The following is a 22,582-nucleotide window of genomic DNA, read 5'->3' as shown; positions in this document are numbered from 1 at the left end:
ACATAGGATTGGGCAGTCTGCCAGCCAGTGGTTACACTGGTTACAAGGGGGGAGTGGCATGGGCCACTCACCTAACAGGTCTAACTCCGACAGGAGCCATTTCGTGAAAGACTTATTGAAGTTTCTGAAAGCGCAAACCAAGACCGAAGAGTTTGATGCGATCAAAATTGCTCTGGCCTCTCCAGATATGATCCGTTCGTGGTCATTCGGGGAAGTAAAAAAGCCGGAAACCATTAACTACCGTACGTTCAAACCTGAGCGTGACGGTCTTTTCTGTGCGCGTATTTTCGGGCCGGTAAAAGATTACGAATGCTTGTGTGGTAAATACAAGCGCTTAAAACACCGTGGTGTGATTTGTGAGAAGTGTGGTGTTGAAGTCACCCAGACTAAAGTTCGCCGTGAACGTATGGGTCACATTGAACTGGCATCTCCGACTGCTCACATCTGGTTCCTGAAATCACTGCCATCCCGTATCGGCTTGCTGCTGGATATGCCACTGCGCGACATCGAACGCGTACTGTACTTCGAATCCTATGTGGTTGTAGAAGGCGGCATGACCAGTCTTGAGCGCAGTCAGATCCTGACTGAAGAGCAGTATCTGGATGCACTGGAAGAGTTCGGTGATGAGTTCGACGCAAAAATGGGCGCAGAAGCGATCCAGTCTTTGTTGAAAAACATCGATCTGGAAAACGAATGTGAAACTCTGCGTGAAGAGCTGAACGAAACCAACTCTGAAACCAAGCGTAAGAAACTGACCAAGCGCATCAAGCTGCTGGAAGCTTTCATTCAGTCTGGTAACAAACCAGAGTGGATGGTTCTGACTGTTCTGCCAGTTCTGCCACCGGATCTGCGTCCATTGGTTCCTCTGGATGGCGGCCGTTTCGCAACGTCTGACCTGAACGATCTGTATCGTCGCGTTATCAACCGTAACAACCGTCTGAAACGCCTGCTGGATCTGGCTGCGCCAGACATCATCGTACGTAACGAAAAACGTATGTTGCAGGAAGCGGTTGATGCATTGCTGGACAACGGTCGTCGTGGTCGCGCAATCACGGGTTCTAACAAGCGTCCTCTGAAATCCCTGGCTGATATGATCAAGGGTAAACAGGGTCGTTTCCGTCAGAACCTGTTGGGTAAACGTGTTGACTACTCAGGCCGTTCTGTAATTACCGTAGGTCCATACCTGCGCCTGCATCAGTGTGGTCTTCCTAAGAAGATGGCACTGGAGCTGTTCAAACCATTCATCTACGGCAAACTGGAACTGCGTGGTCTGGCGACTACCATCAAAGCAGCCAAGAAAATGGTTGAACGCGAAGAAGCGGTTGTATGGGATATCCTTGATGAGGTTATCCGTGAGCACCCGGTTCTGCTGAACCGTGCACCAACCCTTCACCGTCTGGGTATTCAGGCGTTTGAACCGGTTCTGATCGAAGGTAAAGCGATTCAGTTGCACCCATTGGTGTGTGCGGCTTATAACGCCGACTTCGATGGTGACCAGATGGCTGTTCACGTACCGTTGACACTGGAAGCCCAGTTGGAAGCGCGTGCGCTGATGATGTCTACCAACAACATCCTGTCTCCGGCGAGCGGTGAACCAATCATCGTTCCATCTCAGGACGTTGTATTGGGTCTGTACTACATGACCCGTGACTGTGTTAACGCGAAAGGCGAAGGCATGGTTCTGACCGGTCCTAAAGAAGCAGAACGCGTATACCGCGCAGGTCTGGCTTCTCTGCATGCCCGTGTCAAAGTTCGTATCACTGAAGAAGTGAGAGATGGCGAAGGCAACGTTACGGTTAATACAGGTCTGGTTGATACCACTATCGGTCGTGCCATCCTGTGGATGATTGTACCGCGTGGTCTGCCATACTCACTGATTAACCAGCCACTGGGTAAAAAAGCGATCTCTAAGATGCTGAATACCTGTTACCGTGTGCTGGGCCTGAAACCAACCGTTATCTTAGCTGACCAGACCATGTACACCGGTTTTGCTTACGCTGCCCGTTCAGGGGTATCCGTAGGTATTGACGACATGGTTATTCCTGAGAAGAAAGAAGGCATCATCGCGGAAGCAGAAGCTGAAGTTGCTGAAATTCAGGAACAGTTCCAGTCAGGTCTGGTAACTGCGGGCGAACGCTATAACAAAGTTATCGATATCTGGGCGGCGGCGAACGAACGTGTCGCTAAAGCGATGATGGAAAACCTCTCTTCTGAGACTGTGATTAACAGCAAAGGCGAAGAAGAACAACAGGTTTCCTTCAACAACATCTTTATGATGGCCGACTCCGGTGCTCGTGGTTCTGCTGCTCAGATTCGTCAGTTGGCGGGTATGCGTGGTCTGATGGCAACGCCAGATGGCTCCATCATCGAAACTCCAATCACCGCGAACTTCCGTGAAGGTCTGAACGTACTTCAGTACTTCATCTCAACCCACGGTGCTCGTAAAGGTCTTGCGGATACCGCACTGAAAACTGCGAACTCCGGTTATCTGACTCGTCGTCTGGTTGACGTTGCTCAGGATCTGGTTGTTACTGAAGATGACTGTGGTACGCATAATGGCATCATGATGACTCCGGTTATCGAAGGTGGTGACGTTAAAGAACCTCTGCGTGAGCGTGTACTGGGTCGTGTGACTGCTGAAGACGTTCTGAAACCAGGTTCTGCGGACATTCTGGTTCCACGTAACACTCTGCTGAACGAAAAATGGTGTGATCTGTTAGAAGAAAACTCCGTTGATAGCGTGAAAGTACGTTCTGTAGTTAGTTGTGAAACTGACTTCGGTGTCTGTGCGAACTGTTACGGACGTGACCTTGCTCGTGGTCATATCATCAACAAAGGTGAAGCAGTTGGTGTTATCGCGGCACAGTCAATCGGTGAGCCGGGTACACAGCTGACGATGCGTACGTTCCACATCGGTGGTGCGGCATCTCGTGCGGCAGCAGAATCCAGCATTCAGGTACGTAACAAAGGTCAATTGAAACTGACCAACGCGAAATTCGTTACCAACTCAGCGGGCAAACTGGTTATTACTTCCCGTAATACCGAATTGCGCCTGATTGACGATTTCGGCCGTACTAAAGAAAGCTATAAAGTGCCTTACGGCTCCGTATTGTCAAAAGGTGATGGCGAGAAAGTTGCCGGCGGCGAAACCGTTGCTAACTGGGATCCACACACCATGCCAGTCGTGAGTGAAGTGTCCGGTATCATCCAGTTCTCTGACATGGTAGATGGCCAGACCATTACCCGTCAGACGGACGAACTGACCGGCCTTTCATCACTGGTGGTTCTGGACAGTGCAGAGCGTACCGGTAGCGGTAAAGACCTGCGTCCGGCACTGAAAATCGTTGATGCTCAGGGTAACGACGTTCTGATCCCGGGTACAGATATGCCTGCTCAGTACTTCCTGCCGGGTAAAGCGATTGTTCAGCTGGAAGATGGCATAACTATCTCTGCGGGTGACACGCTGGCTCGTATTCCTCAGGAATCTGGCGGTACTAAAGATATCACCGGTGGTCTGCCACGCGTTGCAGACCTGTTCGAAGCACGTCGTCCGAAAGAGCCTGCTATCCTGGCAGAAATCAGCGGTATCGTTTCCTTCGGTAAAGAAACTAAAGGTAAACGTCGTCTGGTAATCAGCCCACTGGATGGTAGTGATGCTTACGAAGAGATGATCCCTAAATGGCGTCAGCTCAACGTATTCGAAGGTGAGGTTGTTGAACGTGGTGACGTGATCTCCGATGGTCCAGAATCTCCACACGACATTCTGCGTCTGCGTGGCGTTCATGCCGTTGCTCGTTACATCACTAACGAAGTTCAGGAAGTTTACCGTCTGCAAGGCGTTAAGATTAACGATAAACACATTGAAGTTATCGTTCGTCAGATGCTGCGTAAAGTGACCATTGCAAGCGCGGGAAGCTCTGAATTCCTTGAAGGCGAGCAGGTTGAATACGCACGCGTTAAAGTTGCTAACCGTAAACTGGATCAAGATGGCAAAGTCCCTGCGACCTTCCACCGTGATCTGCTGGGTATTACCAAAGCATCACTGGCAACAGAATCCTTCATCTCTGCGGCGTCGTTCCAGGAAACAACCCGCGTACTGACTGAAGCAGCTGTTGCAGGTAAACGTGATGAATTGCGTGGCCTGAAAGAGAACGTCATTGTGGGTCGTCTGATCCCTGCGGGTACAGGTTATGCTTACCATCAGGATCGTATGCGCCGTCGTCACGAAAACGAAGTGGTTGAAGCACCACAAGTGACTGTCGACGAAGCCACTGCAAACCTTGCTGAATTGTTGAATGCAGGTTTCGGTAGCAGCTCTAACGAGTAACACCATGATGAGTAGGATACATAATTCGTATCACTAATCATAAAATGCCCTCTCTGGTAGAGGGCATTTTTATTTTGGGTGGAAAACAGAATGAGACAAATCGTTAATGTTGCTGCCATGATTTTCTTGCTGTCGTTATTCTTTTTCGCCAATCAGGTCGCAGCGTATCAGCCTGATGGGGGAAGCTATCATTATATGGAGGTCATCAGAGACAGCGAAATTTATGCCTTGGTTGGAGAACATGTGATTCAGGTTGGCATTTTCAGGGACGGGCAGAGCCTGAAAGTAGCGCAGGATGAAGGAGAAGACAGCGATTATTACGTATTTAGGTTTGGTAATGGGAAAGGTTACATTGCTAAAAACCATTTAAAAGAAATAAAAAAAGCCTCATTCCCCAGTGATCCTTTCCCCATTCTCAATAATAAAATCGCTCAGGGTTTAGCTACCTTTCAGGCAACGAAGGTTTACAGCACGCTGAAAGCCGATAGTAAGCCAATGGCAGTACTGGCGGCAGATCTCCGCTATCCAATTCAGGATAAGGTACAGGATATTAAGCATAATATTTGGTATGAAATTAATCTGGGAGGACGGCTGGGCTATATTCGTGCTCAGGATGCTGAACAGGATAATGGCATACCTGTGCTGACATACCATCATATCCTTGAGGAGAAAGAGAATAAGCGTTTTCTGCATACATCAACAACCACCTCTTTGAACGCCTTCCGTAATCAAATGGATTACTTAAAACAGGCTGGTTACACTACGATTTCACTCTATGAGTTGGAGGGATACTTAAAAGGTGCAATTAACCTGCCGGCGAAAGTTGTTGCTTTGACTTTTGATGATGGATTGAAGTCAGTGTATCGTTATGCTTACCCAATACTGAAAAAAAATGAACAAAAGGCGACACTTTTTATCATCTCATCCCGAATCAAACGCCATCCTCAGAAATGGAATCCCAATAACCTACAATTTTTGAGTCTTAATGAATTGTTATCTATGCAGCATGTTTTTGATTTTCAATCCCATACTCATTTCTTGCATCGATTAGGTAAAAATAAGAAACCCATATTATTCAAGCGTTCATACCGGAATATTCTGTATGACTTTGAACGCTCCCGCCGGGCATTATCACAATTTAACCCCCATGTAATTTATCTTTCCTACCCTTTTGGCGGATATAATATGTCAGCGATGAAAGCGGCTAGAAATGCAGGTTTTCATTTAGCAGTTACTACTGTGCAGGGAAAAGTTAAATTGGGAGACAATCCCTTTTCTTTGAAGCGGCTATATATATTGCGGACAGATTCCATTGAAAAAATGGCAAAAATGATAGCCAATAAACCAAGAGATATTCCTTTTTCTAAGATAAATAGCAAAAAATGATATATTTAGATTGATTTTAAGGTAAGTGTATAGAACTCTCTGTATTAATGGGATTTTATTATAAATATCATAGTTCGCTATTTTTGATCATGTTTTCATGAAATAATACCCTGTCAGTTTAGCTTGAAAATATTATATATGATTGTTTCCATTTAATTATTAAATTATGTGGAGGTGAGCGTGAATATTCAAGATGATTATAATGTGTTAATAATCTCTTTTGATGGCGTTCCGATGTCCGGAATTGTTGTTGAATCAATTAAACTTGCAGGTTTTTTGAAAAACAATAAGAAAAGAATTTTCATGGATTTAGGTTATGATATAAAAATTGATAAAGGAAATTTCAATAAAGAATATAAAGATGAATGCTCATTATTTGGTGAGTTATTAGAGCTGGTCAGAGTTGCAAATATTTTTGATATTCCTGATTATAATATCAATTTTCTTACTGATGTTTTTGATGCCATGATAAGAAATAATAAGGCGGTTGAAGAGAGTGAATTAAGAAACTTAAAAGAAAGGGTTGAAGAAGTTTCTGATACGCTTTCGGATTCAATCCTGGCCTTCTGGCTGAAGAATCGCATTGGTTATCTCATTGTAGAAAATGGAACTATTCCAGAAAATATCGTTTATACCAAAGCCTTGTATAAAGCTATCGATAAATATGGGCAACAATTTGATCTTGATAAATTTGTTCTTTGGCGTGATCATGATTTGATGTGGAATAGTGAGACATCCGCTGAAAAGTATGGCTCACCACCTTACGAATTTGCGATAAAACCGGTTGACTCACCGTATATAAAATACTTTACTTTAAACCAGACTTCAAAAGCACACTTATTAGAATGGTGTGGATATGATTTAGATATCAATGTCCTACCAAATAATTATAACTTTGAGCGCCTGACTTCCAGGAAAAATATCAGGCATCGATTTGGTATCAGAAAAAATGATGTGGTTATATCCAGAATCACCAGAATTATTCCACAGAAGAGATTAGACAGAGATATTATCCTGATTAAAGAGCTTAACAGACTATTCAGTCAGGACGATATAAAAATATATTTACTTGTGGCGGGTAACACTAATGAAGATGTATGTCATTATCATCAGTTAAGGGAGATGGTGAAAAATTATGATGTAGAAGATTATGTTATATTTGTCGGTAGCTTATGCCATGATTTTTATCATAATACATCCGAATTTACAGTTGAGGATCTGATACATTCAGCAGATTTAATATCATTCTTGACTTCATATGATTATGATAGCTACGGGAATCCTATCGGGGAAGCCATCTGTCAAAGTAAATGTTATATCACGACCAGCTATGAATATTATGATGAGGTGTATGGTAATAAAGGTTTCCTTTCTCCAGTGATGAATATCAGCAAAGAAAATGATGGAGTACCGGATAAAGCGTTTATTAATGAAGTTTATGCATTGCTCAAAGATCCAGTAAATATGAAAAGATATGCGGAGCATAATTACAAATTAGGGAGAGAGCTATTGTCTCATCGTATTCTGGATGACATTTTCTTTTCAGATAAAAGGTGAATGTGATGAATGAAGTGATGAAAAAAGATGTCGTTATTTCTGTTGTGTTACCTGTCTTTAATGAAGAAAAAAGATTGAATATTGTATTAACTTCTCTTTTTAACCAATATGATGAATCAGGGGAATTAAATAAGGACGCTTATGAAGTTGTTATTGTTGATAATAACTCAACAGACAACTCCCTGAACGTTATTAAAAAATTTAGAGAAGCTAATCCGTTATTGAATCTGTATGTTATAGAAGAAAAACAGCAGGGTGTTTCTTCCGCCAGAAAATGTGGAATGGATTTTGCCAGTCAGAGGAGTAAAGAGCGGGATAAGAAATATCAGCTGGTGCAACGCTTTTATATTCTGTCTGCTGATGCAGATTGTACGGTTGATAATCAATGGGTTTATCAACTCATAAAAAAAATGATGATGGATAAGGCTGATTTGGGGACGTGTAATTATTTCTATGATCCCGAAAAGTTTTTACATCGTCCTGTTTTGTATGAACAGATAAGAAAGACATTACTTTGTCGTGAGTTTTCTTTCTCTCTATTTGGTGGCTTTCCTGATGGCAAAGGTTTTGCTGTTGAAAGGGACTTATACGATAAGGTGGGGGGCATCGAAATTTTTTACCAATTACATGATGGCGCGTTTGTGCAACATCTGTCGGATGACTGGGATTTCGGTATTAAAGTTATTGCTTATGGTGGTAAGCCAACTTATGCGCATTACTCCAGAGTTGAGATTAATAGTAGGCGGGTCGATAACTTGCTGGGTGAAGTGATCATCGGCAAGGCTTATGGGGCTGATGGCATTATCACCATGAAAGATATCCGGCCACCGGATGAAAATATACCGTATGGGGATCTCTCACCAGAAGAGGGGAAAATGGCATGGGATTATTCCATCAAAGATTACGTGCCTAAAAATATTATATTACCTTTATTGCTTAATCCTGATTTATTACAGAAAGACGCCATCATTGATTTTTTTACGGCTCCGGTGGCTCAGAAACTGTATGAACGCATTCATGAAATAAAATCGACCGCCCGTATTATCGACTTTAAACCGATACACGCTTATAAAACGCCATCCTACCGGCTTTATTTCGAATTCAGACAGCAAATATTCGCCAGCCTGCGTAAACATGTGGATCAAAGTATAGGCTATCCGCCGGAGTTACCGCCTTGTCTTGACGCTATTTTGAAGCAGCAGCCAGATAAATTTATCAATTATGTTTACTACTTCTGTGAGGACAGGGAATCCGGAACAGCCCATAACTATTTTGCTAATGGAGGGGTTTTCTGATGATAGAACAAGCACTATATTCACTGAATAAAATAGACGAAAAATATCCACGGCCCGATATTATTGATGTACTTTCTGATCAGCGTAATCAATCCCTTCTTTCTTATGTTTATCGTGACCCATTCGGATGTCATATTTTCCCCGGAGATATTGAAAATTACCCGCATCAGCGCTTTCTTGAAGCATTGAATAGTGAACTTTCTACCGGATATCCCATTCATCTCTGGGCCTATATACCTACCTGCCGATATATTTGTCATTTTTGTCAGTTTCCTAAGATTGTGGTCAGGCCACACAGAGAAGAGTCATCTCAGGTATTTAAGGAAGTCGTCGACCTCAATATCATGGAAGCCAGAATGTGGCTGCGAAAAGTGCCTAATCTGGCGAGTGTGCCAATCGGTGAATTTAATATTTTCGGAGGGACACCATCACTATTACCTTTTGATGAATTGGAACGGTTAATGGTGTTTTACCGGGAACACTTTAACTTTAGTCATGCAACACTAAGATTCGAAGGAGAGCCGGGTACTTTAGACAGCCATTATCTGGCTTTCCTGCACAAACTAGGGTTCAGTAAACTGTCTTTTGGTGCTCAGTCTTTCAACGATGACATTATTTATTCTTCTGGCAGGAAGCACTCTTCTGGGGAGTGTTTCGAGGTGATAAAGAATGCTCGAGAAGCCGGCATTGAGTGGACCAGCGTAGATTTAATTTATGGTTTATTACAGCAGAGAGTTGAAGATGTTGAGTATGACATCAGAAAAGCGCTGGAACTGGAGTTGTCTCATATTGTCTGTTCGAAGCTGCATATAAAAGATTTCATGGAGACGCGGACGGGGGTCTCAGAGGAAAAAAAAGCATTGTGGCAAAAGAAAATTATGCCAATTGAAATTACACCGGTTGAAACAACATCTGCTGGAACAAACCGTATTGACACCGGAGCCAATAAAGGCAGTAAATTTTCTGCGGGTATGTTTCCGAGCCTCGGTGAGCAGTATCAGATGCGCAATGTTATCGATAATTTATTTGATAGCCATTATTCTGAACATCCGACAATGTATTTTTATCGCAAAGATACAGAGCCAGAAAAGTGGAAAGGTATTATTACTGATCAGGATAAACAACATCCGGAAGTTGCTATTGGATTGGGTGGCAGTTCGAAATGCCGTTCCGCTGAAATGGTGAATCTCACTGATTACAAGTGTTATCGCGAAGCAGTGAATAATCATATTTTGCCTGTTGCTTCTGTGACGGGTATGTCAGCAGAAAGGCAGGAGTCGAATGCTATTAAAATGGCGTTATCGACCTGCCAGCCGGTAGATAATGATGTTCACCGGCAGAGATTTGGTCATGCGATAAAAGAAAACAAACGTATTTATAATAAATTATGTGATTTGGCAAAGCGTCAGTTGCTATTCTTTGACAATGACAAAATTAAACTCACATGTAGTGGTAAAGTGCTGGTTGAGTCAATCGTAAATACAGAATTTAATGACTAAATATGATGAGTAATAATGATTAAAGCCATCCGTTTTCTTCCTACTAAACGGGTGGCTTTAATGCGTACCGGTTCAGGTAGATCCTTTACTCTTTATCATTTTGATAAATGTTTCTCGTGCACTTGATGAACCAAGGCGTTCAGCTTCGTCTAACAGAGTCAGTGCTTTATTGATATCTCCATTTTTGATCGCTTTCTTGATAGCCTCATTGAAGTGCTGTTCTGTTTCACCGGAAATAGATTTAGGCACCCTATTAGGCTTTCGATCTACGAGAGAATGGTCAGCCAATACGTTTTCGGTAGTTCGTTCTGACGTCACTTTCAGCGTTAAAATTCCGGTATCAACATGGCGAGCTACTGGGTCTGGAATATTGGGAACCGCGTTACCTACTCCCTGAGCATAGGCTTTGGCTGGATCAACCATTTTGGTCGATGTTTGCAGGTCTGTATGGGTAGTGTAAATCAGCAAATATATATTTTTCTGCCCTGACACTGGTGTTATTTTTAATGTTCTTTCAACCCTTTCCCCCGAGAAGATCCCCGGTTGTTGATAGGAAAAAGAATGGCTTGCATAAAGTGCAACAGGCTGAAATTTTTCATCAAACACCAACACGTTAGGTAAATAGACCTGCTTATCTTTTATCAGGCTGCTTAACGTCATTTTCAGTGCACCCTGACTGGCCGGTAAAGCAAGAGTGGCAACTGCTCCCTGAATATTTCCTTCGTTAATCTGAGGTGAAGTCCGACTGAGAACAATTGTGTGCATTGCCGGGGTCTTTATCGGTTTCCATACCTGCTTCTGTAAAACAGAAACAGGTATGGAATAAGCAACGCTGTTGTTTATTTCCGGATTAATCATAGCCTTCTCAGATACAGTACCTGCTGCATAAGCCACTAAGGGGAGGCTTATGCAGGAGAAAATACTGATAAAGAAGAGAGTAATTAGTTTGGTTTTCATCGTTTACCCTTACCCGAAATTACCACCAGGCTTCAAATTGAGCACCAAACGTGAACTCATCATTCTTACCACGGCTGAAATGGTGAGCAGTTGTGTCACGATAAGCTAACCCATCGTTATAACCGGGAGTTTTATTGGCATAACCCCATTTTTCATTCCATTTAGCATAAGTGGTGTACAAACGAATCGCCGGACGGGACCAGATGCTATCACCTGCCTGCCATTGTTGGGCCAGAGTGATTTTGTACTGGTCGTTAATCGCTTTGGTACGCTGAGATTTGACATTATCGTAGCCAACTTCCATTAATGTACTCATGGTGGGGGTCCATTTATACATTGGGCGGATACCTGCGGTATACCAAATGGTTCCATTACGATTATCGCGATCAATATTTTGGTACATGGCGACGTACATTAAGTCCCATTTTTCAGCCAGATTGATAGCTCCATGATTTATCACACGCAGCATATGACCATTATTGTCGGTACTGGCTCCCGCGGAACGACCATTATTATTGGAAGTCATAGAGTCAGTCGCATACTGAACAACAAGTTTATTGAACCCATCCAACATACTTTGGGTATGTTCAGCCGTTAGCATTACCCCATCTTTAGAAGCGTTTTTGGCCAAATGATAACCCTTACGTGGATTAGCCCGCCCGTAATCGACACCTAATTCCAGCATACCACCGCTGTTGATGGGGAGAGCAGCCAGCCGGACATCAAAAACATCATTAGAGGTTTCGGTATTTTGATTTTTATTACTAACCCAGCGATATGAACCTCCACTTTCAGTATTGCGTGTCACGGCAAGAGAAAGTTTGCCAAAATCAAGATCAATATTTTCCAAACCGGCTCCGGGACCAGAAATATCCCAATAATAGAAATCGATCATATGTACATCATGGCGTTGATAAAAACGCTTACCGGCCCACAGTGTTGAACCGGGCAACCAGTCAATCAGGTTAGTTGCCTGTACATTCACTTCACGGAATACTGGGTTGACCGATTCATTATCGCTTTTCTGAGCCGCGCTGTAGGCAAGATTGGTATCGAAATAGAAGCGTTTATCTTCTTGCTGCCATAATTCTTGTCCTAATTTTAATTCAGCATAGGTTTCACACTCATTTCCGAGGCGGTATTTACTCTGTGCCCCTGTACTTTGAGCACATGTTTGCTCACCGCCACGTCCTGTCCAGCCGATACCTGAACGGGCATAACCGTGGAAGTCTACCGCAGCGGCCTGCATGGAAAATAATCCAGCCAGCACGGGTAATGAGAGAGGTAAGATGCGCATAATTGTTCTCCTGTTATTTTTTTATGACGAGGTTTAAACCCCTGGTTCTCTGTATAAACGCCGACATGCTGTTCCGTCTTCCCTAAACAGATGACAACGATGAGGGGCTAATCCGATAGTGAAGGTCGCCCCTTCTTCTACAAGAACAATATCAGGCTGGAGATAAACGAGATTTTGACGGATAGTTGATATGTGGATATGGATATGAGTTTCACTTCCTAACTGCTCTACTATCTGTACAGTTCCTGTCAGTGTTACGTCAGCGACATCGCTGGGTAAAAGGTGTTCCGGCCGGATACCCAGAGACACATTACTCCCGACGGTAACTCCCTTACTTTCTACCGGAAGCCAGACATGTTGCCCATTAGGCAGGCTGATCTGTACTTGATCAACAGCGGTTGCAGAGACTTTGACTGGTAAGAAATTCATCTTTGGCGAGCCCATGAAACTGGCTACAAAACGATTAGCCGGGTAGTGATAAATTTCGAGAGGTTTACCAACCTGAGCAATATTGCCGGCATCCAATACAACGATTTTGTCTGCTAATGTCATGGCCTCGGTTTGATCATGGGTGACGTAGATCATGGTGCGTTGCAGCCGCTTATGCAGACGTGAAATTTCGATACGCATCTGAACTCTCAGGGCAGCGTCCAGATTGGAGAGAGGTTCGTCCAGTAGAAAAATATTGGGTTCGGCGACCAGAGTACGGCCAATAGCCACTCGCTGACGCTGGCCACCAGATAGTGCTTTTGGACGGCGATCCAATAGATGAGCTAGCTGGAGAGTTTCTGCGACCTGCTCTACCCGTTTTTGAATCTCACTTTTTTTAATCCCTGCCAGTTTCAGGCCGAAAGACATGTTATCTGCTACGGATAAATGGGGGTAAAGTGCATAAGATTGAAAAACCATGCCGATACTACGTTTAGCGGGCGGCACATCATTTATTACTTGGCCTGCAATCAGCATTTCACCGGACGTAACATCTTCCAGACCGGCAATCATCCTTAATAAAGTCGATTTTCCACATCCCGATGGACCAACAAAAACCACAAACTCTCCTTCATCAATCTCAAGATTGAGATTTCTGGAAATAACATTTTCACCATAAGCCTTAGATACATTACGAAGTGTGACGCTGGACATATGTTTCCCTCGGAGTTGCCATCCTGGTTTGTAGTGAAAAGTAGATGGCAGGATTGTGTGCAAAATAACAGGAATAAAAATCCTCCATTTTATCGTTTTTTATGGGGGAGGGATTAGGAGGATGAGATTAGTAGGATTACAAAATCCCTTGATATTTCTGGAAATAAAATGTGATTTTAGTTCCAGAAATTGGTGCGTTTTTAAGGCTGTTGGCATGGTTTACAGTGCTTTTGTAATCACGTTCACACTCATTTGATGAGAGGCGTAGACAGGGGGAGGATGAGTCTGCTTTCTATTAATTGCACACTGTGAAATATTTTCTGGCGGTGTAGTGAAAAATTCATCTTAAATCAGCAAATACTGAAAAGGACGGAATGATGACAAAAAGAATCTCAAAAATAGGTGCTCGTGCACTGATGCTTTCCGTTTTATCTGCATGGGTACTTTCTGTTCCTGCTTTCGCAAAACTGGAAGAAGGTAAGCTGGTAATTTGGATCAATGGGGATAAGGGATATAACGGTCTGGCGCAGGTTGGTGACAGATTCATGCAGGATACGGGGATTTCAGTCAGTGTTGAACATCCCGATAAACTGGAAGAAAAATATCCTCAGATTGCGGCGGTCGGAGATGGTCCGGATATCATTTTCTGGGCACATGACCGCTTTGGGGGCTACGCACAGTCGGGGTTACTGGCTGAGGTTACACCTGATAATAATTTCATGGACAAATTATTTCCCTTTACCTGGGATGCTGTTCGTTATGAGGGCAAATTGATTGGCTACCCTATTGCGGTTGAAGCTCTTTCTCTCATTTACAATAAGGATTTGGTTAAGTCACCACCCTTAACATGGGAAGAAATTCCTATGTTAGATAACGAGCTAAAAAAGCAGGGGAAAAATGCGATCATGTTCAATCTTCAGGAGCCTTATTTCGTCTGGCCCCTGATTGCTGCTGATGGTGGATATGCTTTTAAGAGGCAGGGTGATACCTACGATATTAAAGATAGCGGAGTAAATCATACTGGTTCTAAAGCTGGTCTGGGATTTTTAGTCAGTATGGTAAAAAACAAACACCTTAGTGCTGATACTGATTATTCGATTGCTGAAGCCGCTTTTAATAAAGGCACGACAGCAATGACTATTAATGGCCCTTGGTCATGGGGGAATATCGACAAAAGTAAAATTAATTACGGTGTTACTCTGCTACCAACTTTTAAAGGCCAGCCTTCTAAACCTTTTGTTGGCATTTTAAGCGCAGGAATTAACGCAGCCAGCCCCAATAAAGAACTGGCCAAGGAGTTTCTGGAAAACTACCTGCTGACTAATGATGGCTTAGCAATGATGGATAAGGATAAGCCGTTGGGTGCGGTAGCGTTGAAGTCTTATCAGGATATTCTTGCCAAAGATCCACGCATTGCTGCCACGATGGACAATGCTCAGAAAGGCGAAATCATGCCGAACATTTCACAAATGAGTAGCTTTTGGTATGCCATGCGTAGTGCTGTACTTAATGCGGTCAGCGGTCGACAACCTGTAGATGCGGCTCTCAATGATGCAGAGGCTCGAATTGTGAAATAAATGTGCATTAGTCTCCTGATTTTGAAGGAGGCTTTTTGTTTATCGGAGAAAAGATTTTCTCATTGAATCTCAGTAAAACAGGTTCGTAGAAATAGGCTCGCAGGTAATAAATTTCTAGTAACAGGAAGTGCATAATGTCAGCAAGATTGAACAAAAGTGTATGGTGGCCACGTTCTGTCCTGAAATGGTTTGCGGTGGGGCTGAGCCTGTCTTTTACCGGTTATTTGATTGTTTTGATGTACGCACAGGGGGAATACCTGTTTGCAATTCTGATACTGGTATTACTGGGTAGTGGCGTCTATGTTTTCGCTAATAGTAAGTCTTATGCCTGGCGTTATACCTACCCGGGTATTGCCGCAATGCTATTGTTTGTCCTGTTCCCGCTTATTTGTACCATTACGATTGCTTTTACAAACTATAGCAGTACCAACCAACTCACCCTTGAGCGGGCTCAGGCCGTATTGATGAGTAGACAATATCAAACAGGCCAGTCATTTAATTTCAAACTTTACCCTCAGGATCAACAGTGGATTTTGGTATTAAATGCCGCTGATAGTTCGAATGTATTGGTATCAGAGCCTTTTTCTTTATCAGATAAAGGAAAAATCATTCTGCCATTATATGAGCAGGTAACCCGCTTTAATCATGACGCTGCCACATTGCGTACCATTACGCAGAACCGGCAGGCATTAGGGCAAGTTACAGTAATTCTGCCTGATAACAGTAGACTGAGCATGAGCTCTTTGCGGCAGTTTTCCGGTATACATTCCCTTTATACTCTGGAGAAAGATAGTCACACCCTGATTGATAATCAGACAGGTGTAAAATATCGCCCGAATATGGAGACGGGTTTTTACCAATCCATTGATGCAAAAGGGGAATGGAGTGATGGGACGTTGAGTCCCGGGTTTACGGTTTCCATTGGCTGGAAAAATTTCCTGCGGGTTATTCAGGATGAAGGGATTCAAAAACCTTTTCTCTCCATTTTTGTCTGGACGGTACTCTTTTCTCTGTTAACGGTAATATTGACTGTGGCACTGGGCATGATTCTGGCTTGCATTGTGCAGTGGGAAGCTCTTAAGGGCAGGGCTATTTACCGTGTATTGCTTATCTTACCTTATGCCGTACCTTCCTTTATTTCTATCTTGATTTTCAAAGGGTTATTTAACCAAAGCTTTGGTGAAGTAAATCTACTGCTTAATGGGCTATTTGGTTTGAAACCAGACTGGTTCACTGACCCGACTCTAGCCAGAACTATGCTGATTATTGTTAATACATGGCTGGGTTATCCCTACATGATGATCCTTTGTATGGGGCTGCTGAAAGCGATTCCTGATGATCTGTATGAAGCCTCCGCGATGGATGGTGCAGGGCCGCTACAGAATTTCTGTTATATCACTTTTCCTTTGTTAATTAAGCCTCTGACGCCATTGATGATTGCTAGCTTTGCTTTTAACTTCAATAACTTTGTTCTCATACAATTACTTACCAACGGCAGGCCGGACCATATTGGGACAACGACACCAGCGGGTTATACCGATCTATTAGTTAGCTATACCTATCGTATTGCTTTTGAGGGCGATGGAGGACAAGACTTTGGATTAGCGGCGGCAATAGCAACATTAATCTTCTTGCTGGTGGGAGCTTTGGCAATCATTAATCTGAAAACGACACGAATTAAATTTGATTAGGGAGGTAGTGGCATGGCGATGGTCCAATCTAGAGCACAACGGTGGCGAATATGGGCAACGCATATATTCATGCTGATTTTTATCGCCTCGATTTTATTTCCATTACTCATGGTCATTGCTATCTCTTTACGACCGGGGAATTTCGCGACGGGCAGTTTGATCCCTGAGTCGATTTCCTGGGAACACTGGAAATTGGCGCTGGGCTATAGTGTTGAATCCTCTGATGGGCGCATTACTCCTCCTCCGTTCCCGGTAATACTGTGGTTATGGAACTCTGTAAAAGTCGCATTAATTACTGCGACTGGTATTGTTGCGCTGTCAACAACGTGTGCCTATGCTTTTGCTCGCATGCGTTTTCGTGGCAAAAATACCTTATTAAAAGGAATGCTTATTTTTCAAATGTTTCCCGCTGTCTTGTCGTTAGTGGCCTTGTATGCCTTGCTTGATCGTTTGGGGGAATATATTCCTTTTCTCGGTCTGAATACCCACGGTGGTGTGATTTTTGCCTATCTGGGTGGGATTGCGCTACATGTGTGGACGATAAAAGGTTATTTTGAAACGTTAGATCGTTCTTTAGAAGAGGCAGCCATGCTGGATGGTGCAACATCGTGGCAGGTTTTTCGTTTGATACTGTTGCCGCTTTCTGTCCCGATATTAGCGGTGGTATTTATCCTGTCTTTTATTGGTGCGATTACTGAAGTACCAGTCGCTTCACTATTGTTAAGGGATGTGGATAATTACACATTAGCTGTGGGCATGCAGCAATATCTCCACCCACAAAATTACCTCTGGGGTGACTTTGCCGCCGCTGCTGTACTTTCTGCTATACCTATTACAGTAGTTTTCTTACTTGCCCAGCGTTGGTTAGTCGGAGGATTGACAGCCGGTGGTGTGAAGGGGTGACGGTCTGTTCGAAATTCATCAAAGAGTAAAGGTAAAGCAAAACTTCGTACCTGTATAAAGGGTACGAAGTTTAATATTTTTGCCTGTTTTGCTTGTCGTTATGACACTCTTCTTCTGTGTTTATTTATTGTTTCCAATAAATTATTTATGTCTGTATTTTTGAACATGTCTTCCAATGTGACGGTTAATTTACGTCTCCAATTAGGATATTCCATGGTTGTGCCCGGGACATTGACAGGATTTTCCATACCCAGCCAGTCCTCAGGTTGTAAGCCCAACAAGGCACTGGTACAGCTAGCGAGATAATAGTGTATTCCTTGATTAACGGACGTTGGTATTTGTGATGGAGATGTCTTTGGCTGCAATGGGGTTAGTGTGTTTGCTATATTTTCTGATTCAGAGAGATAACCATGATGATTTAAACTCTGTAATAGTTTTTGCTTACAGTGTTCGCGTTCATGATATAACTCAGCGAGTAATACCTTATCAGGATATAACCCAATTGATTCACCCAGTTTCAGATCGCCACTTTGCCAAAACCCACATAATGTTGGTAAATCATGGGTAGTGATAGCTGCCATGGCTTGTGTCTGATATTTCTCAGGTGGCTTAAATTCACCTTGTCCATCGCGCTCAAAATAAAAAACCTTATAAGAATAGACACCACGGTCACGTAATTTTCCAACAATCTCTTCTGGTACTATTCCTAAATCTTCGCCTATCACCATGCAACAATGACGCTGGCTTTCCAATGCCAATATCGCCAGTAAATCATCAACAGGATAATGGACATAAACGCCTTGAGCTGCGGCTTCTCCCTGAGGGATCCACCAAAGCCTGAGCAGTGCCATAATATGATCAATGCGTAATGCTCCACAGTGACGCATATTACTACGTAGTAATTGAATAAAAGGCTGATAATTCTGAGCCTGTAACACATGAGGGTTCATTGGAGGAAGCCCCCAATTTTGTCCCAGTGGTCCCATGATATCAGGCGGAGCACCAATAGATGCTTTCATACAATAGAGTTCTCGGTTATTCCAGGTTTCTGAACCACCTTGTGCCACGCCAACGGCCAGATCACGATAAATACCAATCGGCATAGCATGGTTCTGACTTTCACGAAAACAGTCAGCCAGTTGCCTGTCAGCAATCCATTGTAACCAAAGAAAGAACTCCACTTCCTGTGGGTTGGTGTCACAAAACGCCTGTACAGTATCACTATCTGGATCGCGGTATTTTTCAGGCCAGATGGGCCAACCCCAATAGGTGTGACTTTCGCTGTATAGTTTGTAATGCAGGGCATCATAGACAGCCTGAGAGTACAGGCTTTTACCGCTTTGATTAATGAATTGACGGAATGAGAGATATAAGGGATCGGTATCAGTTCGGGTATTGAATTGTTGATAAGCCAAACGTAACGCTGTCATTTTCAGTGCCATCACACCGGAATAGTCAACCCATTCTGTTTGGCGGACACTCTGAATTCTGTGCTGGGTTTCCGGCATCAACCACCACTTTTGAGCGTTGGCACTGGATTGGAAGTCTTCTACCTGACTGACATCGATATAAATGATATTCAACCAGTGGCGGGATGAAGGGCTATAAGGGCTGGTGTTTTCAGGTATGGCAGGATACATCGCATGGAGTGGATTCAGGCCAATAAAAGCGCCTCCGCGTTGTGCCAGTTCCCGTAACATTTTTTTCAGATCGCCAAAATCACCCATTCCCCAGTTAGTTTCGGAACGCAGGGTATAAAGCTGGATGCAGGCTCCCCACAATTTGCTGCCTTTTATCAGTGATTCTGGTTCGTAACAGCGTTCCGGTGCGATGATGATCTGCATAACATGGCGTTGTACCGAGTCTTTGGGGCCTGATGAGGGGACTAAACTCAGCGTATGATAACCCAGAGGCAAAGAGGCTGGCAGTATCAGTTGATATTGGCAATTTCCACGCAGGCTTGTTCCTTGTTCTGTCTGTATTTGCCACTGATATTGGGCAGAAGTATTCAGCGTAAAAGTGAATGACTGACCAATAATTAATACCTTCACTGTGGGTAAGGCTGAAACCGATGGATCAGAAACCGGCTTTTTGACCGGTATATTTTCTTCCATGGTTTGCAGGATCTTATGCCTTATCTGAGCAGGAATAGCCTGTGGTTTGCCATAGGCATTAATGTATTCAGTGGCAATGCCAGCTTCTGTCGCTAAATCCTCAAGGCTTTTGTTTTCCATTATGATCCTCTATTTAACCTGCTTAACCTGCCAGATATGTTGTTGATAATCCTGAATAGTTCTGTCGGAACTGAATGTTCCCATACGGGCAGTATTAAGGATCGTACTTTGTGTCCAGTGCGGGGTATTACGGTAGAGTTCATCAATCTGCTGATGTGCGGCGCAGTAAGATGCAAAATCAGCTAATACTAAATAAGGGTCACCACCATCAATCAGGCTGTGCAGCATTAAATCAAATGCCTGTTTATCTCCGTGACTGAACTCACCGCTGGCGAGGGAATCCAGCATTTGTTGTAATTGCTTATTTTGTTGGAGAATGTTTTTGGGATCATAACCCTCTCTCAGTAAGGTTTTTGTTTCTTCCACTGTATGTCCGAAGATAAAAATGTTGTCGTTGCCAACCTGTTCGGCAATTTCGACATTTGCACCATCCAGAGTCCCAATAGTCAGTGCTCCGTTCAAGGCAAGTTTCATGTTACCTGTACCGGAGGCTTCTTTTCCTGCTGTGGAGATTTGTTCTGATACATCGGCAGCCGGGATCATCAATTCAGCTTTTGAAACATTGTAATCAGGAATGAAGGCGATTTTTATGCGATCTCGTACGATCGGATCATGGTTGATTTTTTCGGCTGCGTGGTTGATGGCTGAAATAATATTTTTTGCCAGATAGTAGCCGGGAGCCGCTTTTGCACCAAACAGAAAAACACGCGGGTAAATATCCAGTGCCGGATTTTCCTGAATCTGTCGATAAAGTGAGAGGATATGCAGCAGGTTTAAATGTTGGCGTTTGTACTCATGCAACCGTTTGATCTGTAAGTCGAAAATGGCATGAGGGTCTAGCTTCAGCCCCATTGTTTTATTGATGTAGTTGGAAAGGCGGATTTTATTGTTCTGTTTGACGGTGCGATAAGCCTCACGAAAAGCAGCATCAGCAGCGTAGGGTTCGAGTCTTTTTAGTTCAGTAATATCGCTGAGCCATTCATGGCCTAATGTCTGATCAATCAGTGAAGAGAGTGCTGGATTACACTGTTTTAACCAGCGACGTGGTGTAACGCCATTGGTAACGTTATGGAATTTTTGAGGCCACAATTGGTGATATTCAGGGAAGAGATCCGTCACAATCAAAGATGAATGCAATGCGGCAACACCGTTAATCGCAAAGCAGGCTACAACACAAAGATTAGCCATTCTCACCTGATTATCATGGATGACTGCCAGTTTTTCCCATATTTGTTGGTTACCCGGCCAGTTTTTTTCTACCGTTTTACGAAAACGATTGTTTATTTCCTGAATAATACGATGGTGGCGCGGCAGTAATTCGATGATGAGATGTTCATCCCAACGTTCCAAACCTTCCGGTAACAGGGTGTGATTAGTATAAGCGAAGGTTTGCCCGGTAATGCTCCATGCAGTATCCCAATCTAGTTGGTGATCATCAATCAGCAGGCGCATCATTTCAGGAATAGCGATTGTGGGGTGAGTATCGTTGAGCTGTATCACTTCGTATTGCGGCAGCTCCTGTATTTTGCGACCAGCCAGCTGGTGGCGACGCAGAATATCAGCCACAGCACAGGCACACTGAAAATATTGCTGCATCAGGCGGAGGCGTTTTCCAGCCCGATGGTTATCATTCGGATAAAGAACTTTGGTCAGGCTGGTGGCTTCTATGCCCTGCTGTTCCGCATGAAGGAACTGACCATCATTGAACAGTGATAAATCAAAGGGATTATCATATGTTGCTTGCCACAGGCGCAGCGGCTGTATAACACCATTATTATAACCTACGACAGGAAGATCCCATGCTTCCCCGGTCAGGGTAAAAGCCGGTCGCCAGATTTCACCTCCGTCGGTTGTTGTGACCATTTCACCGCCGAAACTAACATCAACATTCAGTTGTATATTGCGGTAAAACCATGGATAGGTATTGCGCTCCCAGTCATCCGGAGTTTCAATTTGTAACCCTTGCTCGAAGGATTGCCGGAACAGCCCATACTGATAATTAAGACCGTAGCCGATTGCCGGTTGATTAATGGTCGCCATTGAATCAAGAAAACAAGCAGCCAGACGGCCTAAACCGCCATTGCCCAAGGCAGGATCAGTTTCTTCTTCCAGAACATCACTTAATGCCACACCATATTCGGCTAAATACGCCTGAACATCATCATACCAGCCAAGATTCAGCAGGTTGTTACCCGTTAAACGACCGATCAGGAACTCCATTGAAATGTAGTTTACGTGCCGTTTCTTGCCTTTTGGGCCATCGGTCGGCGGAAGATTATCAATTTGATGGTGATTGTTTTGGTGGTGATTGTTTTGGCGATAAGCAGGCAGTAATTCCAAAAGAGTGGCACTGATCGTTTGCCACCACTGATGTGTTGTTACTCCCTGTGCTAAATCAAGGCCAAAACGCTGCAACTGCCGGGTCAGCGCAGCCTGGAATTCGGCTTTATCAAGTTGGGGCTTTTTCATGGCGTCTGCATCCTGTCACTGAATAAGGAAAATATGGAGATTATTGAGTCTGATATGCTGAAGGTTCAGTGGACAAGAAACATCATCCTGTCAGGATATTCGCGGGGATGAGTATCAGGGCGTAGCTATTTTTTCGTGCGCTTTCGCAATTTATTCAGGAAAAAGAAACGTTTCAGTTAAAGAATGTGACAGGGTGCAACTTAACACAATCTAATCAATCAACCTAATTGCAAATAGCTCACGTTTC

13 protein-coding genes are annotated in these 22,582 nt (G+C 43.6%); 8 read left to right on the top strand and 5 right to left on the bottom strand.

From position 1 onward, the window contains the following. Nucleotides 1-103 precede the first annotated feature (103 nt). The 5 genes from rpoC to AACS90_RS08195 all read left to right on the top strand — a co-directional run bounded on the left by rpoC (nucleotide 104) and on the right by AACS90_RS08195 (nucleotide 10,064). A complete protein-coding gene (gene rpoC, locus AACS90_RS08215; RefSeq protein WP_099120238.1) occupies nucleotides 104-4,327 on the top strand; it encodes a DNA-directed RNA polymerase subunit beta' in 4,224 nt (1,407 codons plus the stop codon). A gap of 90 nt (nucleotides 4,328-4,417) precedes the next feature. Beyond that, entirely contained in the window at nucleotides 4,418-5,713 is a 1,296-nt protein-coding gene (locus AACS90_RS08210) for a polysaccharide deacetylase family protein (RefSeq protein WP_099120237.1), read from the top strand. Nucleotides 5,714-5,893: 180 nt separating this feature from the next. Further along, nucleotides 5,894-7,270, top strand: a complete 1,377-nt coding sequence (locus AACS90_RS08205) for a glycosyltransferase (protein WP_099120236.1) — start codon at nucleotides 5,894-5,896, stop codon at nucleotides 7,268-7,270. A gap of 5 nt (nucleotides 7,271-7,275) precedes the next feature. Further along, a complete protein-coding gene (locus AACS90_RS08200) occupies nucleotides 7,276-8,565 on the top strand; it encodes a glycosyltransferase (RefSeq protein WP_241538161.1) in 1,290 nt (429 codons plus the stop codon). After that, on the top strand, nucleotides 8,565-10,064 hold the full coding sequence (locus AACS90_RS08195) for a radical SAM protein (RefSeq protein WP_099120235.1): 1,500 nt from the start codon (nucleotides 8,565-8,567) through the stop codon (nucleotides 10,062-10,064). The genes AACS90_RS08200 and AACS90_RS08195 overlap by 1 nt, the downstream gene beginning before the upstream one ends. 72 nt (nucleotides 10,065-10,136) lie before the next feature. Here AACS90_RS08195 and AACS90_RS08190 read toward each other — a convergent pair whose 3' ends face one another. Genes AACS90_RS08190 through malK form a run of 3 tightly spaced genes read right to left on the bottom strand, consistent with a single transcriptional unit; the run spans nucleotide 10,137 to nucleotide 13,461 of the window. Beyond that, on the bottom strand, nucleotides 10,137-11,021 hold the full coding sequence (locus AACS90_RS08190; protein ID WP_099120234.1) for a MalM family protein: 885 nt from the start codon (nucleotides 11,019-11,021) through the stop codon (nucleotides 10,137-10,139). 19 nt (nucleotides 11,022-11,040) lie between these two features. Continuing rightward, complete coding sequence (locus AACS90_RS08185) at nucleotides 11,041-12,318, bottom strand: maltoporin (RefSeq protein WP_099120233.1); 1,278 nt, start codon at nucleotides 12,316-12,318, stop codon at nucleotides 11,041-11,043. A gap of 33 nt (nucleotides 12,319-12,351) precedes the next feature. After that, a complete protein-coding gene (malK, locus tag AACS90_RS08180) occupies nucleotides 12,352-13,461 on the bottom strand; it encodes a maltose/maltodextrin ABC transporter ATP-binding protein MalK (RefSeq protein WP_099120232.1) in 1,110 nt (369 codons plus the stop codon). Nucleotides 13,462-13,838: 377 nt separating this feature from the next. Between malK and malE the strand changes: the two genes are divergently transcribed. From malE to malG, 3 genes are all read left to right on the top strand, one after another. Next, nucleotides 13,839-15,038 (top strand): maltose/maltodextrin ABC transporter substrate-binding protein MalE, encoded by a 1,200-nt coding sequence (malE, locus tag AACS90_RS08175; protein ID WP_099120231.1) that lies wholly within the window; start codon nucleotides 13,839-13,841, stop codon nucleotides 15,036-15,038. A gap of 134 nt (nucleotides 15,039-15,172) precedes the next feature. Further along, entirely contained in the window at nucleotides 15,173-16,729 is a 1,557-nt protein-coding gene (gene malF / locus AACS90_RS08170; protein ID WP_099120230.1) for a maltose ABC transporter permease MalF, read from the top strand. Nucleotides 16,730-16,741: 12 nt separating this feature from the next. Continuing rightward, nucleotides 16,742-17,632, top strand: coding sequence for a maltose ABC transporter permease MalG (gene malG, locus AACS90_RS08165; protein WP_099120229.1), 891 nt, complete (start codon nucleotides 16,742-16,744; stop codon nucleotides 17,630-17,632). Nucleotides 17,633-17,730: 98 nt separating this feature from the next. Here the strand turns inward: malG and malQ are convergent, their stop codons facing one another. Together malQ and malP are read right to left on the bottom strand one after the other, a co-directional pair. Beyond that, nucleotides 17,731-19,866 (bottom strand): 4-alpha-glucanotransferase, encoded by a 2,136-nt coding sequence (gene malQ, locus AACS90_RS08160; protein ID WP_099120228.1) that lies wholly within the window; start codon nucleotides 19,864-19,866, stop codon nucleotides 17,731-17,733. A gap of 9 nt (nucleotides 19,867-19,875) precedes the next feature. Continuing rightward, nucleotides 19,876-22,335: a maltodextrin phosphorylase gene (gene malP, locus AACS90_RS08155; RefSeq protein ID WP_099120227.1), complete on the bottom strand. Its 2,460-nt coding sequence runs from the start codon at nucleotides 22,333-22,335 to the stop codon at nucleotides 19,876-19,878. Between the last annotated feature and the right edge of the window lie 247 nt (nucleotides 22,336-22,582).

Source organism: Xenorhabdus sp. KK7.4 (assembly GCF_963876465.1).
Classification (GTDB): domain Bacteria; phylum Pseudomonadota; class Gammaproteobacteria; order Enterobacterales; family Enterobacteriaceae; genus Xenorhabdus; species Xenorhabdus stockiae.
Note: the sequence above shows the minus strand (reverse complement) of the source record. Positions and strands in the feature narration are given on the sequence as shown.